Here is a 15,176-nt window from a genome sequence, read left to right as displayed (position 1 = left end):
ATCGCGGGATGGCGGCTGCCATCCAGCAAATCTTACAGACCCTTGGGCGCGTAGATGCCCGGCGCGTTACGCCAGTAGCCCTTGTAGTCCATGCCGAAGCCGAACAGGAAGCGGTCTTCGACGTCGAGACCACAGAAATCGGCCTTGAAGCCCGGGTAGGCCTTGCGGTCATGCTTCTTGTCGACCAGCACACAGCTGGACACGCTGCGCGCGCCGGCTTCACGGCAGTACTCGAGGATCGCGGCCAGGGTGCCACCCTCATCGAGGATGTCATCGACGATCACCACGTCGCGACCGGCCATCGGCAGCTCCGGGTTGACGCGCCAGAACAGCTCGCCGCCGCGCATCGCGCCACGGTAGCGAGTGGCGTGCAGATAATCGACTTCCAGCGGAAAGTCGAGGCGGGTCAGCAGCTGGCCGGCGGTGATCAGGCCGCCGTTCATCACGCAATAGAAGATCGGCATGCGATCGCCGAGGCGTTCCGTCAGCTCAACGGCCATGCGGTCGAGTGCCACTTCAAGGTCAGCTTGCGGGATCAGGCAATCGGCATTGTCCATCACCTCACGCATTTCGTCATGCAGGGCGGTGAGGGTCTCAGGCGTCGGAGTCAGCATCGGGAGTTTCCTGGGTGTCACTGGCCTCATCTCCACGCCGGACGGGCGCAGAGGAGGATGTAGCAGCGGCGGTTGAATCAGAACGGCGGCGGGACCCGCGCGTCTGCGTGTCTGATGACGCCGCGGCATTCTCAGCCTCGGCGTCGTGTTCATGGTGGCGTCCTTCGAAGGACAGTACATCGGCAAAATGCAGACGCTGGCCCGGCAGCGCCACCTGGGCATCATGCTCACGGATGATGTCGTGCACCTTGAGCAGGACATCCTGCTTGATCGCGTGGTACTTCACCCAGTCGGTGGTGCGCGTGAAGACATAGACGAAGAAGTTCAGCGAATGCTCACCATAGGTGGTGAAGTTCACGATCTGGGTGCGCGTCTGGTCGATCTCGTCATGGCCTTCCAGCATCTCGCGTACCGCGGCAACGATGGGGCCGACCTGGGCGGCATCCTCATAGCGCAGCCCCACGGTCTCGAAGATGCGGCGATTGTACATGCGCGACGGATTCTCCACCGAGATGCTGGTGAAGATGGCGTTCGGCACGTAGAGGGGCCGCATGTCGAAGGTGCGGATGCGCGTCAGGCGCCAACCGATATCCTCGACGGTGCCCTCGATCTCGCGGTCCGGTGAGCGGATCCAGTCGCCGACCTTGAAGGGCCGGTCGAGATGGATCATCAGGGCGCCGAAGAAGTTGGCCAGCAGATCCCGCGCCGCAAAGCCGACCGCGATACCGCCGACACCCCCGAAGGCCAGCACCCCGGACAACGAGACGCCGAGATTCTGCAGGATGGCCAGCCCCACCAGCACGACCACGACCGCCCGCAGCAGCTTGCTGATCGCCGAGGCCGTGGTGGCATCCATCGCGTTGACGTTGGTGCCGGGCGGCGGCATGGTGCGCAGCGCCTCGAAGCGCTTGACCATGCGAATCAACGCCCAGGCCAGCGCCAGCAGGGTCACGATCTGGCGCGCCGTGCCCAGGTACTTCTCGGCCCCGCCGAGGCTGAACTGGCCGGCGATGATGCCGAGCGCCAGCAACACCCCCATGCTGTAGAGCCAGAATGACAAGGGATGACGCAGGCCATGCACCAGGGCGTCATCCCACAGGTTGCGGCTCTTCTCGGCATGCGTCGCCAGGCGGCTGAGCACCACCCGCTCGATGAGGTGCAGCAACAGCACCGCCAGCAGTAGCAGAGCGAGATTGATGCCCCACAGCGGCAGACCAAAGGTCTGCTCGACCCATTGGCGCAGCGGCTCGACCCATTGATTGATCATCTCTTCGGCAGGCGCTGCCAGCTTGTCGGCAGCAGCCTCGGTGGCGGATTGCTCAGCCATGGGAATTCCTTGCCAGTCTTCGACTCGAAAAAGGCACCGCGTGCCTGATTATTGCGCGCTACCGGACTCAGAGACCGACCGTGCGTCAGACGCGTCAGCGGCGCCTAGCGTGCCCGAGGGCATGGCAGCCTGCTGTGATGCCTGACTGGCCGCCATCGATTCGAGCCGCGCGTGGGTGCGCCGCCAGCGTGCCAGCCCCACCAGACCATCCAGCGTCGGGCGAGCTCGCGCATAGCGCAGACGCGCCTGGCGCTTGCCACGGTGGCGCTGCTCATCGTCATCGAGGCTGTCGAGCACTTCGCGCGCGGCGGCCGGGTCATTGCAGACCAGCGCCATGTCGCAGCCGGCGTCCAGCGCCAGGCGTGCACGCTCTGCCGGGCCACCTTCCGCGACGGCCGCCGCCATGCCGAGATCATCGGAGAAGATGGCGCCCTTGAAGCCGAACTCTTCGCGCAGCAGGCCCAACCAGCTGGGTGAGAAGCCCGCGGGACGTGCATCGAAATCCGGATAGATCACATGCGCCGGCATCACGCCACCCAGGCGCTCGGCGAGGGCCGCGAAGGGCTTGAGGTCATGTTCGCGCAGCTCGCGGAACGGCCGCGGGTCGACCACGCGCTCCAGATGGGTATCTGCCGAGATGCCACCATGCCCCGGGTAGTGCTTGCCGACGGCGGACATGCCCGCCTCCTGCAGCCCGTCGATGAAGGCGCCGCCCACCGCGATGACGTCTTCCGGCGTGGCGCCGAAGCTGCGATCGCCAATGATGGTCGAGCCCGCCACATCGATATCCAGTACCGGCGCAAAGGTGATATCACAGCCGATGGCTGCCATTTCCATGCCCAGCAGCCAGCCGGCATCGCGTGCCAGACCCAGGCCTGCGGCCTGGGCGTCTTCGCCGCAGCCATCACAGTCACGCCCGAGACAGCACTGCGCCAGGCTGCGCATCGATGGCAGGCGTGTCACGCCCTCGCGCAGACGCTGGACGCGCCCGCCTTCCTGATCGATGGCGATCAGCAGGTGGGGATTGACGCTGCGAATCTCGCGGCTCAGTTCCAACACCTGCTCGGGAGAAGCGCAGTTGCGCGCAAACAGGATGACGCCCCCGACGGCAGGGCGTGCCAGCAGTTCACGTTCGTCGCGGGCGAGGGTCAGCCCCGCAACATCGACCATTACGGAGCCCAGTGGCTGTGTCATGTCATCCTTCCTGTCCATGGCCTGCGGCAGTGATGTCCCGTGAAGAGAGGAGCCACGACCGCCAGGACTTCATGTCTTTTACGGGGCTCGGCAGCCTGGAAGAAACGTGATGAATCAGGCTGCCAGCGCGAGGAAAGGCGCAATTCTAGCCGACTGAACCCCTATCGAACAGTCGCGGCCAGCTGCGCCCCGGCAAGGGGCTGTCACGCAGATTCCGGTGACAGCTCATGGAGGGTATCAGACTCGGGCACCAGCGCCTTCAGGCATGCAGCAGTACCGGGGTGCCGGGCACAGCCTCGGCAAAGAGTCGCAGCAGGTCGTCATCACGCAAGCGAATGCAGCCGTGGGACGCCGCTACCCCCATGGGCTCCGTGCTGGGCGTGCCATGAAAATAGATGTAGCGGCGCAGACTATCGACCCGCTCGCTGCGGGCATTGCGACCACGATTGACGCCGGGCTCGCGGCCGCTGAGCCACAGAATGCGCGTCAGGATCCAGTCACGCTCAGGATGCTCCGCGGCAAGCTCGGGCGTGAACACCTCGCCCGTGAAGCGCCGTCCGCGATAGACGGCGCCACGCGGATTGCCCGCCCCGATGGCGGCTCGAATCACATGCCAGCCGGTTGGCGTGCAACCGCTGCCGTCGAGCTCGCCAATACCGTTGAGGCCGCTGGAGATCGCGCAGGCGTGCACCAGCGCCTCAGGGTCAGCCGCGGGGGGCGGCGCATCACGACTGCCACTCGGCGCGTCATTGCGTATCTCAAGGCTTTGGCGCGAGAGGTCCACCGCTACCCAGCAGGCCATCAGCTGGCCGCCTGGGTGACCGCCTCACCATCTCCGAGCGAGGCCGGCAACGGCGCTGCCATCGCCGCGACCACCACCGGACGCATGTGCTGGATCAGCTCACGCACCGTGGTGTGATGGCCGTACTCGGCTTCCTCGATATCGCGCAGCGCATCCAGGCCCGAGAAGGTGAAAATCACGCTGCCGAGCATGAAGTGCAGGCGCCAGAAGCGCTCGTTGTCCGGCAGATCAGGCGTCGCCAGCTTCAAAAGCTCGGCGAAGCGGCTGAAGACCGTGCCGTAATGCTCGCGGATATAGCGTCGCATGTGGCCCTGCCCCTGGGTATAGGCCAGCCCGAGCAGGCGCATGAAGGTACGCAGGCTGTTGCGCTCGGCCGGCACCTCCAGCACGGTACGCGCCATCACCTCCAGCAGGACCTCCAGCGGCACCTGACGCCCGGCGTATTGCTGCTCGACGCTGTCGAGTGCCGCGTGGAAGCGCTCACTGAACGGGTCGAGATAGCGTGCGAAGACCGCCTGGATCAGCGATTTCTTGGAGCCGAAGTGGTAGTTCACCGCCGCCAGATTGACCTTGGCCTTGCTGGTGATGTTACGCAGTGAGGTCTCGGCGAAGCCGCGCTCGGCGAACAGCACCTCGGCAGTATCGAGGATGCGGGTAACGGTATCGGTCTGGGCCATGGGCGGAACCCTTGTCAGGTAGAAAAGAACTGGAGTCGTAGGTCACGGCGCAAGCCCCGCGCGGCGACTCTCTCATGAGGTGGTGCATGTTCACCGCAAGGCACGTTCGATCACGGCACCCGTGAGCACCGCCATCGACGAACATTCGTTTGAAACACTTTGATTCTAGCGCGCCATGCCATGACTGACAATTCTCTCGCGTTTCAAACGCCAGAGGTTTAGCCAAGCCTGATATTCCCTCAACGCTGACCGTGCCGATTCAAGGGCTCGCCTAGCTGGGTGACTGACCACCCCGCCAGCGCCAGGCCGGGTTCACTTCCAGACATTCACCACCAGACATTCACCTCCAGGCATTCACTTCCAGACATTCCCATCAAGAAAGAATGCCTCGGATATCGGCACGAAAAGTCGCCAGACAGCGATATCTCGGCGACTACCTGCCCTTTGAGGCCACCACGCAAGCCACGATGCCTTGCATGACCGCCATGACTGGATACAATGACAGTTGTATGGATGCACACCCCGTGCCGTCAGCTCAAGATGCCGCCCAGGCCAAAGGCAATGCCATGACCCAGCCGCTTACTCCGCGCCAGCAGGATGTCTTCGACTTCATCATCAAGACCATCAAGTCCTCTGGCTACCCGCCGACGCGGGCCGAAATCGCCCAGGCGCTGGGCTTCCGCTCACCGAATGCTGCTGAGGAGCATCTGCGTGCCCTCAAGCGCAAGGGCGCCATCGAGATGGTGCCGGGCACCTCTCGCGGCATTCGCGTGCCGTCGCTGGCTGACGTCGACGACAGCGCCAACGATGGCCTGCCGGTGATCGGGGAAGTGGCCGCCGGCAGTCCGATTCTTGCCAGCGAGCATATCGACCGTCACTGCCCGCTGCCGAGCGACTACTTCTCGCCGGCTGCCGACTACCTGTTGCGCGTGCGCGGCGTGTCGATGAAGGACGTGGGAATTCTGGAAGGCGACCTGCTGGCCGTGCACCGCACCAGCAGCGTGCGTGACGGACAGATCGTAGTGGCACGTCTGGGGGATGAGGTCACCGTCAAGCGCTTCCGCCGTGACGGGCACTACGTGTGGCTGGAAGCCGAGAACGAGGACTTCTCGCCGATCAAGGTCGACCTGCGCACGGACAGCCTGGAGATCGAAGGTCTCGGGGTGGGCGTCATCCGCGATGGCGGCCTGCACTGAGGCCTTGACCAGCAGCGCTTTGAGCAACGAGCTATGCCCAGCAGCACCTTTCTCGCAGAGCTCTGAGCAACAGAAAAGCCGCACGCATTGCACAAAAAAACCCGCCTCGAGGCGGGTTTTTTTGTGCGCGAAGCGCGAGCGATGAATCAGTGCACGATGCCTTCTGACTGCTCGTCCTCGTCTTCTTCGCCATCCCAGAGGCGAGTCCGGGTGATGGCGTGGTCGATCATCTCACGCGCGACCTCGAAACGATTGTCACGCAGCAGATCGGCGGCCTCGTCCGAAATGCGAATGCTGAGCAGCGGCTCACCTTCGCTTTCCGCGGCGCGCAGAATCACTTCACCATCTTCCATTTGCACAATTTCAAGTACGGCGGGATCGGACACGTCATTCCTCCTGCACGGCATCTCGCGAGATACCGGCGTCGTTGTAATCGTCAGCGCGACGGCTGGCAAGCCCGGCACCGCGTTGCCATCAGCGACGCAGAAAAAAGTACGACCACAGCCAGAGCCATGGTCGTACCGGAGAATGCAGGGCTTGCCACAATGCGATCAGTCTAGCACCCGTGAAGGCGAAACGTCACCCGATTGCCATGCGCCAGTCATCACCAGCGTGCAGCACCAGATCAACGCCTTGACCTACCACTCGACACTCGACTCGCGCAGCTGCGGCAGCAGCGCCTTGAATGCCGTGATGGCGGCACTGAGACGCTCGGCCAGCGAGGCGCTCGAGGCTGCCGCGATGATCAGACCATCACCACGCGAACGCGATTCCTCGCGGCGAGCGACGCCGCCCTCTTCATGCAGGCGGGTCACATCCGCGACCAGCTCAGACAACCAGCTGTCGGAATGCTCCAGCAGGCTGCGCAGCTGCTCGACCTCGGCGATGGGCGTCGGCGGCGACGCCAGGCGCTCGCGCCAGCTACCCTCTGGCCAGCGCGCCGTCACGGCACACTCTTCCAGCAATGACGCCAGCGCCAGCTCCAGCAGGGCGAGCGCGCCCTCTTCACCGGCCATGCGACGCGCCACGGCATGCTCATCGTCGCCAGAGGCTGCTGACTGGGCCAGCAGCAACTCGGCCTGATACAGCAGCTGATTGGTACGGGCACGCTGGCTCATCAGCTCTTGGCTCCCTTGCGCTTGTCCTCGACGACCCAGCGGCCGTTGTCGTAGGTCGCCTTCCAACCGGTCGCCTTGCCTTCCTCATCGGTCATGACGTACTGAGCCTTGACCTTGCGCGAGAAGCGAATCTGCGCCGGACGTCCGTCCGGGTCCTGATCCGGGGCTTCGAGAATGAAGTGATACTTCTCCGGCAGCTCGTCGGCATGCGCCTTGAGCTCCTTGACCAGCGGCGGACGCGTCTCGCGATTCTTGGGGAACTGACTGGCCGCCAGGAACAGGCCACTGGCGCCATCGCGCAGCACGTAGTGGTCCTCGACCTTGACGCAGGCAAGTTCCGGCATCGGAATCGGGTCCATCTTCGGCGGCGCCACCTCACCGGACTTGAGCAGCTTGCGGGTATTCTTGCAATTCTCGTTGGTGCAGCCGAAGTACTTGCCGAAACGCCCGGTCTTGAGCTGCATGTCGGAACCGCACTTGTCGCACTCGATCACCGGGCCATCGTAGCCCTTGATGCGGAACTGACCTTCCTCGACCTCGTGACCGACACAGTCCGGGCTATTGCCGCAGACATGCAGCTTGCGCTGCTCATCGATCAGGTAGCTGTCCATCGCGGTGGCGCAGATCGGGCAGCGACGCTTGGCGCGCAGCGCATCCGTCTCGGCATCTTCACCGGCATCGGCCGCCACGGCTTCATCGCCCGGCAGCAGATCGATGGTGGTCTTGCAGCGCTCCTTGGGCGGCAGGTTGTAGCCGGAACAGCCCAGGAAGACCCCGGTCGAGGCGGTACGAATCTGCATCTCACGCCCACAGGTCGGGCAGGCGATGTCCGTCGGCACCGGCTGGTTGGGACGCATGCCCTCTTCGGACTGGGCGTGGTCCAGCTCGGCCTTGAACTCGGCGTAGAAGGTGTCCAGCAGCTCACGCCAGTTGCGCCCGCCGTTGGCCACCTCATCGAGATAGTCTTCCATGCGCGCCGTGAAGCCGAAGTCCATCAGGTCCTTGAAGGACTCGCTGAGGCGATCGGTGACGATGTCGCCCAGTTTCTCGGCATAGAAGCGACGGTTTTCCAGCGCCACGTAGCCACGGTCCTGGATGGTGGAGATGATGGCGGCATAGGTGGACGGACGACCGATACCGCGCTTCTCCAGCTCCTTGACCAGGCTGGCCTCGGTGTAACGCGCCGTGGGCTTGGTGAAGTGCTGCAGCGGCTGCAGCTCGACCAGGTCCAGCTTCTCGCCGATGGCGAGGTCCGGCAGCGACTGGTCCTCTTCCTTCTTGCCCATCGGCTTCATGACACGCGTGTAACCGTCGAACTTGAGCACACGGCCCTTGGCGCGCAGCTCGTAGCCATCCACTTCGATGGTCAGCGTGGAGGACAGGTATTCGGCCGGCAGCATCTGACAGGCGACGAACTGACGCCAGATCAGCTCATACAGACGCTCGGCGTCACGCTCCATGCCGGCGAGATCGGTGGCGCGGCGTGACACTTCGGAAGGACGAATCGCTTCGTGCGCTTCCTGGGCGCCTTCCTTGCTGGAGTAGACGTTGGCCGCTTCCGGCAGGTAGTTGCTGCCGTATTCTTCGCTGATGAAGTCGCGCGCCGTGGCCACCGCGTCCGCCGACAGATTGGTCGAGTCGGTACGCATGTAGGTGATGTAACCCGCCTCGTAGAGACGCTGGGCCATCATCATGGTCTTCTTGACCGAGAAGCCGAGACGACCACTGGCCGCCTGCTGCAGGGTCGAGGTGATGAACGGCGCGTTCGGCTTGGAGCGCGTCGGCTTGTCTTCACGATTGGTGATCGCGAGCTTGGCCGTGCGCAGCGCCGCGATGCGATCCATCGTCTCCTTCTCGCTGGTCGGACGGAAGGCCTTGCCATCCTGACGCGCCAGCTCGAAACGGATCGCTTCACCACTGGCGGCGGCCAGCTCAGCGTGGACATCCCAGAACTCTTCGGGGATGAAGGCGCGGATCTCGCGCTCACGCTCGACGATCAGACGCACGGCAACCGACTGCACGCGCCCGGCGGACAGGCCACGAGCGACCTTGGCCCACAGCAGCGGCGAGACCATGAAGCCGACGACGCGATCCAGATAACGGCGTGCCTGCTGGGCATGTACGCGGTCCATCTTCAGTTCGCCCGGCTCATCGAAGGCCGCCGTGATCGCCTTCTTGGTGATCTCGTTGAACACTACGCGCTTGTAACGCGAATCGTCGCCACCGATGGTCTCGCGCAGGTGCCAGGCAATCGCCTCACCTTCGCGGTCCAGATCCGTCGCGAGATAGATGGTGTCGGCTTTCTCGGCCAGACGCGTCAGCTCGGAAACGACCTTTTCCTTGCCAGGCAGGATCTCGTAATGCGCCTCCCAACCATTCTCCGGGTCGACCCCCATGCGGCGGATCAACTGGGTCTTGGCCTTCTGCGCCTTGTGAGCCGCCTTGACCTCGGGCGACATCTTGCGAGTCTCCGCCGCCTGACGGGCACGTTCCTTGGGGTCGGTGGCCTGCTTGCCGCTTCCGCTGGTCGGCAGGTCGCGGATGTGCCCGACACTCGACTTCACCACGAAGTCGTTGCCGAGATACTTGTTGATGGTCTTGGCCTTGGCGGGCGACTCGACGATCACCAGTGACTTGCCCATGGTTGCTCGCATCTCCTGGCCGGCGCTGATTGCGCCGGCGAATGACTCGTCGCGCTGGGTTTTGTCCCAGCCGAAAAATGCGCCTACCCTACCCCAGCATTTCAGCGCTGACCAGCAATGTTGAGACTGACGCTTCGTCAGGGCGGCTCGACAGGGCGCCTCTGCGACAGCCTCGAGACATGCCATGCCACCCGCCATGTCAGCATGCGGCTTGCGCCGAATGACATCGACAGCCTTCAGGCATGTGGTCGTGGCAATCCGGCATTCGAGCCGGGTTTGAGCATAGGTCATCAGCGCATGGCAGCGGTCAACGGGCCCGATACACGGGGCCGGTACAGGGTTCTGCGCTGGGCCGATGCGCGGAAATTTCGCTCAGCAGGGTATTGCCACTATATAGGTAGCACTGGAATGGCTGTCAGTGAAAGCCAGCCGGCGGACATTGGCGTGACGGGGCGGTCACCACGACACTGCCGCAGAGAGCATGCGACGCCTGGCCGTCAGGCCTCGAAATGACGGGCCGCGCCCGCATGGCGCAGCGCGGCATACCCTGACGCCCCAGCCCATGTCCGCGTACCCGCGACAACGTATTCGCAACAATCGCTCGGCATACTTCACGTCACCCCTTGCAGTCCCGATCGTGATCACGAGAATGGACAACGACAGCCGACGATACTCGACAGGCTCCCTTTCAGCCTTCAATGTAGTAAAATGACAACAACCTGGTTTGCGTTTTCAGCCAGTCCATCACGCCAGTGTTCAAGGAGTATGCTTTCATGCCGCACGCGTTCAACGGCCCGATCCGCCGCACCAAGATTGTCGCCACTCTCGGCCCTGCCAGTGACAAGCCGGGTGTGCTCGACGCGATGATTCGTGCCGGAGTCGATGTGGTACGCCTCAACTTCTCCCACGGTAGCCCCGAAGACCACCGCATGCGCGCCGAGGCCGTACGTCAGGCTGCCGCCGCACAGGGCCGCAGCGTCGCCGTACTGGGCGACCTGCAGGGCCCGAAGATCCGCATCGCGCGCTTCAAGGATACCGCCGTCAAGCTGAGCGAAGGCCAGCCGTTCATCCTCGATATCGGCCTGGGCCGTGATGAAGGTACCGTCGAGCGTGTCGGCTGTGACTACCAGGAACTGGCCGATGACGTGGTTGCGGGCGACGTGCTGCTGCTCGACGATGGCCGTGTGGTGCTTGAGGTCAATGAGCTCAAGGGCAATGAGATCCACACCACCGTCAAGGTCGGCGGCAAGCTGTCCAACAACAAGGGCATCAACAAGCAAGGCGGCGGCCTGTCTGCCGAAGCCCTGACCGACAAGGACAAGGCTGACCTGAAGACCGCCATCGATATCGGCGTCGACTATCTGGCCGTTTCCTTCCCGCGCAGCGGCGCCGACATGCAGCTGGCCCGTGAACTGCTGGGCGAGGAAGGTCGTGACATCGGCCTGATCGCCAAGGTCGAGCGCGCAGAAGCCGTGGCCGACGACGCCGTGCTGGATGGCATCATCCTCGCCAGTGAAGGCGTGATGGTGGCGCGTGGCGATCTGGGCGTCGAGATTGGCGATGCTCAGCTGATCGGCGTGCAGAAGCGCATGATCCGCCGCGCGCGCAGCCTCAACCGCGTGGTCATCACGGCCACCCAGATGATGGAATCCATGATCAGCGCGCCGCTGCCGACCCGCGCCGAAGTCTTCGACGTCGCCAATGCCGTGCTCGACGGCACCGACGCCGTGATGTTGTCGGCCGAGACCGCCGCCGGCGACTTCCCGGTCGAGACCATCGAGACCATGGATCGCGTCTGCCTGGGCGCCGAACGTGAGCGTGCCGCGCAGGAATCCCAGCACCGCATCCACGAAGGCTTCAGCAAGACCGACGAGACCATCGCGCTGTCCGCGATGTATGCCGCCAACCACCTGACCGGTGTCGTGGCCATCGTGTGCATGACGGAATCCGGCTATACCCCGCTGATCGCCTCGCGCATCCGCTCCGGTCTGCCCATCGTCGGCCTGGCGCAGGACCAGAAGACCCAGCGTCGCATGGCCCTCTACCGTGGTGTGGTGTCACTGCCCTTCGATTCCAGCGAATTGCCGGCGGCGGAAATCAACCGTCGCGCCATCGCGGAGCTGGAAGCCCGTGGCATCGCGACTCGCGGTGACCTGGTGATCCTGACCCGTGGCGACCAGATGAACGCACATGGCGGCACCAACACCATGAAGATCGTCACTGTCGGCAGCACCATCGACTGATCGGCCTCGCTGGCCTTCCGCCCCGGGCCTTTCGAGGCGGGAGGCCAGCGACATTGCCCCATCCTCAGGAGGTCAGGGAATGAGCGAACAACGACCCAAGCGCCAGGCACGGCGCACCCTGCCAGCACGCAAGCGCATTGCGCTGGTGGCGCACGATGGCAAGAAGGATGAAATGCTGGCGTGGGCCAATCGCTGGCGCGATGAGCTGTCCCGCCACCAGCTGCTGGGCACGGGCACCACTGCCCGCCGCATCAGCAAGGAGCTGGGCCTCGAGGTCGAAGGCCTGCTGAGCGGCCCGCTGGGCGGTGATCAGCAGATCGGCGCGCGCATCGCCGAAGGCAATCTGGACCTGCTGGTCTTCCTGTGGGACCCGTTCGCGCCGATGCCGCACGACCCTGACGTCAAGGCGCTGCTGCGCCTGGCGGCATTGTGGAACGTGCCGGTCGCCAGCAATGCGGCCAGCGCGGACTTCCTCTTCCACTCGAAGTTGATCTCCGAGGAAGTCGAAGTGGCCGTGCCGGACGCCAACGACTGGGTCAGCACCCGCGCCTGAATGACGCTGGCTGTCGCCCCATGAAAACGCCGCCTGCTCGCAAGAGAGGCGGCGTTTTCATGGCCAGATGTTGTAATCAAACTACCTTTTGCGCAGACGGGCGGCCTTGCCTGCACGGCCTCTGACGAAATTGCTGCCTTCCTGCCACCTTCCCAGCTCTTCCTCTCTCCACTTTCACGCTATCCCGCTATCCCGCTATCCCGCGACGCTATGCGAGAGACGCAGCTCAATCCATGACAGCAGCTCACGACATCTGCTCAAGAAGTCAGCTCAAGCTGACTGGCGATCACCGCACCACGCGCCGCCATGCAGTAAAGTCCGATGTGATGACTGTCTGCCTGGGGATGCGTCGCCGTATCGGGGAGCCCCAGCTGCTCAACCACTTCGGCCGGCAGGTCGTAGGTGGCACAGCCGGGCTCCAGCACCACGATGTCACGCACCTTGCCCAGCAGGCCGTGATTGCGCGCCGACAGCAACGTCAATACCAGGTCCATCACGCAGATATCGGTGCAGATGCCTACCACGACCAGGCTTTCCAGCCCTTCGTCGCTCACCCACTCCTGCAGCGCATTGACCTGGGTATGGGGATCAATCGCGCCGACATAGCCATTGATGCAGTCCTTGCGCACCAGCGTGGCCTGCGGCTCCTCCTCCAGCCAGGCAAGTTCCGCCACCAGCTCATCCTCGCCGCTGCCCTGCTCACAATGGGCGGGATAAGGCGGCTCCGGCTTGCCCGGCGCATGGGAATCAATGAAGGCCAGCAAGGGGCGTCTGCGCTCACTGAAGGTTCGCGCCAGCGTATCGCTGAGGGCGATCATCCTGCTGACCTGTGCATTGGGCGCCTGAGGTGCCAGCGCACCGCCTGCGACCTGACAGAAGCCGTTGATCTCATCGACGATGATCAGCCCGGCCGTCGGCAGCGAGACCGGCACCACGGCCGGCCGCACCGGCAGGCGGGCATCAAGCTCGCTGGGGGTCTTCCACTCGGCGGGAGTGGCAGGAATGCGTTGCACCACGCAGGACGCCGCGACATCGGATGAAGTCGCGGCGTCCTGCGTCTCTGGTGTAGAGGATACGGAGGGAGCGGACGAGCGCTGGTCGGAAGACACCATGCAAAAGGCCTCTGATGACGAATGGCCTTCAGCATAACGGAACTCAGGGCCGAGCGGCGACCCTCACCCGGCGGGCTCGCTGGTACCGGACAGCACGGCGTTGCCCTGCCCTTCATCCACCGTGGCATCACAGGAAAAGCACTGGCCGCGCACCCGCGCGTGGTCACGCCTCAGCACCGCGAATTGCGCCACACGGCCGGGGTCATCCTCGATGCGCTGGGCGAGGCACACGAGCCCCGGGCGGCGCGCCAGTGATGGCGGCGCGATGGCCAGCGTATCGCTGCGACTCTCTGCCATGTCCAGCGCATCCGCCATGTGCAGACACTCCACCCGCTCGACCTCCGGCAGGTTCTGCTGCAGCCAGGCATCGCACTCTTCGAACAGGGCCTCGCGTGCCACGATACGCCTCACCGCCGACGGCGAAGCCCCGGGCGGCCCGAGCAGACTGAGACTGATGGCACGGAAGACGCGCCGCTCGACGCAGATGCCCGTCCAGAAGGCCAGCGCCTGATGCGTGGTGCGCACCGGACGCTGATGCCCACGCGACCAGGGCACCACGGCGGTATCGATCTCGCCTTCCGCCAGCGCCCTGATGACCTCGTCGATGCCTGCGTAAGCCTTGAGCTGGGCGTCGTTGGCATAGAGCTTGAGCGCGCACTCGCGCGAGTACCCCCCAAGGTGCCCGGGATAGCCCACGCGCAAACCATCGGGAGCCGGGATCACGCCCTGCGGCGAGATATCGCCGTGGACTTCGCTAGCTGTCACCTTCATACCAGCCCCTCATGCCAATGTCTGAACAAACCTCATCCTGACAACAGCATAGCCGCAAACATGGGCGTTGTTAGGCAAAACCCACCTCGGTGACCTCAGGCAAAGCCGCCATTGGCACCGATGACCTGGCCACTCACCCAGCCGGCATCTTCGCTGGCAAGCCAGGCCACCACGGCTGCGACATCCTGCGGGTCCGCAATGCGCCCCAGCGCCGCCATGCCCTTGAGGCGCTCGATGGTCTCTTCACTCTTGCCGTGACGAAACAGGCCGGTGTCCGTCGGGCCCGGCGCCACGGCATTGACCGTGATGCCTCGCTCGCCGACTTCCTTGGCCAGCACCCGCGTCAACTGGTCCACCGCGGCCTTGGAAGCCGCATAGGGCCCGTAGGTCGCGAACATCTGCCGCGTCACCGAGGTGGACATGTTGATCACACGTCCGTCATCGCGCAGATGCCGCGCCGCCTCACGCATCAGATTGAAGGAGCCGGTCAGATTGGCCTGCATCAGGTTGGCGAAGTCGTCATCCGTGAAATCGGCGATGGGCTTGTAGATGCTCATGCCGGCATTGTTGACCAGGATATCCACCCCGCCGTATACGCGCCGGGCTTCGGTGAACAATTGTGCCGCGTCGCTGCTGACACCGACATCGGCCTGAACGGCGATCGCCTTGCCGCCCCGCGACTCGATATCCGTCACGACCTGCAAGGCACCATCACTGTCGCTGCGATAGTTGACGATGACGTGAGCGCCGTCCGCCGCCAGGCGCTGCGCGATCCCGGCGCCGATCCCGCGTGAAGCCCCACTGACTACCGCCACCTTGCCGCTCAACCGCTGTGCATTCTCCGACATAGCTGTCTCCTCTTTCGTCATGGGCGATCGACCTCAAGGGCCATCAATAATGAGCGCCTTGCGAGTGTCAGTCAGACAT

General features: G+C 64.1%; 14 protein-coding genes. 3 read left to right on the top strand and 11 right to left on the bottom strand.

Annotated features, from left to right (window positions below):
• Positions 1-32 precede the first annotated feature (32 nt).
• The 5 genes from CLAM6_RS04390 to CLAM6_RS04370 all read right to left on the bottom strand — a co-directional run bounded on the left by CLAM6_RS04390 (position 33) and on the right by CLAM6_RS04370 (position 4,614).
• Complete coding sequence (locus CLAM6_RS04390; RefSeq protein WP_043331927.1) at positions 33-614, bottom strand: hypoxanthine-guanine phosphoribosyltransferase; 582 nt, start codon at positions 612-614, stop codon at positions 33-35.
• A complete protein-coding gene (locus tag CLAM6_RS04385; RefSeq protein ID WP_242007743.1) occupies positions 595-1,941 on the bottom strand; it encodes a mechanosensitive ion channel family protein in 1,347 nt (448 codons plus the stop codon). The genes CLAM6_RS04390 and CLAM6_RS04385 overlap by 20 nt, the downstream gene beginning before the upstream one ends.
• Before the next feature lie 48 nt (positions 1,942-1,989).
• Positions 1,990-3,135: a beta-N-acetylhexosaminidase gene (nagZ, locus tag CLAM6_RS04380; protein WP_153635244.1), complete on the bottom strand. Its 1,146-nt coding sequence runs from the start codon at positions 3,133-3,135 to the stop codon at positions 1,990-1,992.
• A gap of 259 nt (positions 3,136-3,394) precedes the next feature.
• The gene (locus CLAM6_RS04375; RefSeq protein WP_153635243.1) at positions 3,395-3,937 is read right to left on the bottom strand and encodes a L,D-transpeptidase; all 543 of its coding nucleotides are present in this window, start codon (positions 3,935-3,937) and stop codon (positions 3,395-3,397) included.
• Positions 3,937-4,614 (bottom strand): TetR/AcrR family transcriptional regulator, encoded by a 678-nt coding sequence (locus CLAM6_RS04370; RefSeq protein ID WP_043331928.1) that lies wholly within the window; start codon positions 4,612-4,614, stop codon positions 3,937-3,939. Before CLAM6_RS04370 ends, CLAM6_RS04375 begins: the two co-directional genes overlap by 1 nt.
• Positions 4,615-5,180: 566 nt before the next feature.
• Here CLAM6_RS04370 and lexA point away from each other — a divergent pair.
• On the top strand, positions 5,181-5,810 hold the full coding sequence (gene lexA, locus CLAM6_RS04365; protein ID WP_043332079.1) for a transcriptional repressor LexA: 630 nt from the start codon (positions 5,181-5,183) through the stop codon (positions 5,808-5,810).
• 146 nt (positions 5,811-5,956) lie between these two features.
• Here lexA and CLAM6_RS04360 read toward each other — a convergent pair whose 3' ends face one another.
• From CLAM6_RS04360 to topA, 3 genes are all read right to left on the bottom strand, one after another.
• The gene (locus CLAM6_RS04360; protein WP_052384340.1) at positions 5,957-6,196 is read right to left on the bottom strand and encodes a hypothetical protein; all 240 of its coding nucleotides are present in this window, start codon (positions 6,194-6,196) and stop codon (positions 5,957-5,959) included.
• A gap of 252 nt (positions 6,197-6,448) precedes the next feature.
• Complete coding sequence (locus tag CLAM6_RS04355) at positions 6,449-6,928, bottom strand: DUF6586 family protein (protein WP_153635242.1); 480 nt, start codon at positions 6,926-6,928, stop codon at positions 6,449-6,451.
• Positions 6,928-9,570: a type I DNA topoisomerase gene (gene topA, locus CLAM6_RS04350; protein WP_107335351.1), complete on the bottom strand. Its 2,643-nt coding sequence runs from the start codon at positions 9,568-9,570 to the stop codon at positions 6,928-6,930. The genes CLAM6_RS04355 and topA overlap by 1 nt, the downstream gene beginning before the upstream one ends.
• 773 nt (positions 9,571-10,343) lie before the next feature.
• Between topA and pyk the strand changes: the two genes are divergently transcribed.
• Together pyk and CLAM6_RS04340 are read left to right on the top strand one after the other, a co-directional pair.
• Positions 10,344-11,813 (top strand): pyruvate kinase, encoded by a 1,470-nt coding sequence (gene pyk / locus CLAM6_RS04345; RefSeq protein ID WP_043331933.1) that lies wholly within the window; start codon positions 10,344-10,346, stop codon positions 11,811-11,813.
• 79 nt (positions 11,814-11,892) lie between these two features.
• A complete protein-coding gene (locus CLAM6_RS04340; protein ID WP_054555025.1) occupies positions 11,893-12,366 on the top strand; it encodes a methylglyoxal synthase in 474 nt (157 codons plus the stop codon).
• Positions 12,367-12,623: 257 nt separating this feature from the next.
• Here CLAM6_RS04340 and CLAM6_RS04335 read toward each other — a convergent pair whose 3' ends face one another.
• From CLAM6_RS04335 to CLAM6_RS04325, 3 genes are all read right to left on the bottom strand, one after another.
• Positions 12,624-13,478, bottom strand: a complete 855-nt coding sequence (locus CLAM6_RS04335) for an isochorismatase family protein (RefSeq protein ID WP_153635241.1) — start codon at positions 13,476-13,478, stop codon at positions 12,624-12,626.
• A 63-nt stretch (positions 13,479-13,541) separates the two neighbouring features.
• Positions 13,542-14,249, bottom strand: a complete 708-nt coding sequence (locus CLAM6_RS04330; RefSeq protein ID WP_153635240.1) for a prephenate dehydratase domain-containing protein — start codon at positions 14,247-14,249, stop codon at positions 13,542-13,544.
• 95 nt (positions 14,250-14,344) lie between these two features.
• Positions 14,345-15,097: an SDR family oxidoreductase gene (locus tag CLAM6_RS04325; RefSeq protein WP_153635239.1), complete on the bottom strand. Its 753-nt coding sequence runs from the start codon at positions 15,095-15,097 to the stop codon at positions 14,345-14,347.
• Between the last annotated feature and the right edge of the window lie 79 nt (positions 15,098-15,176).

Source organism: Cobetia sp. AM6, assembly GCF_009617955.1.
Classification (GTDB): Bacteria; Pseudomonadota; Gammaproteobacteria; order Pseudomonadales; family Halomonadaceae; genus Cobetia; species Cobetia amphilecti.
Note: the sequence above shows the minus strand (reverse complement) of the source record. Positions and strands in the feature narration are given on the sequence as shown.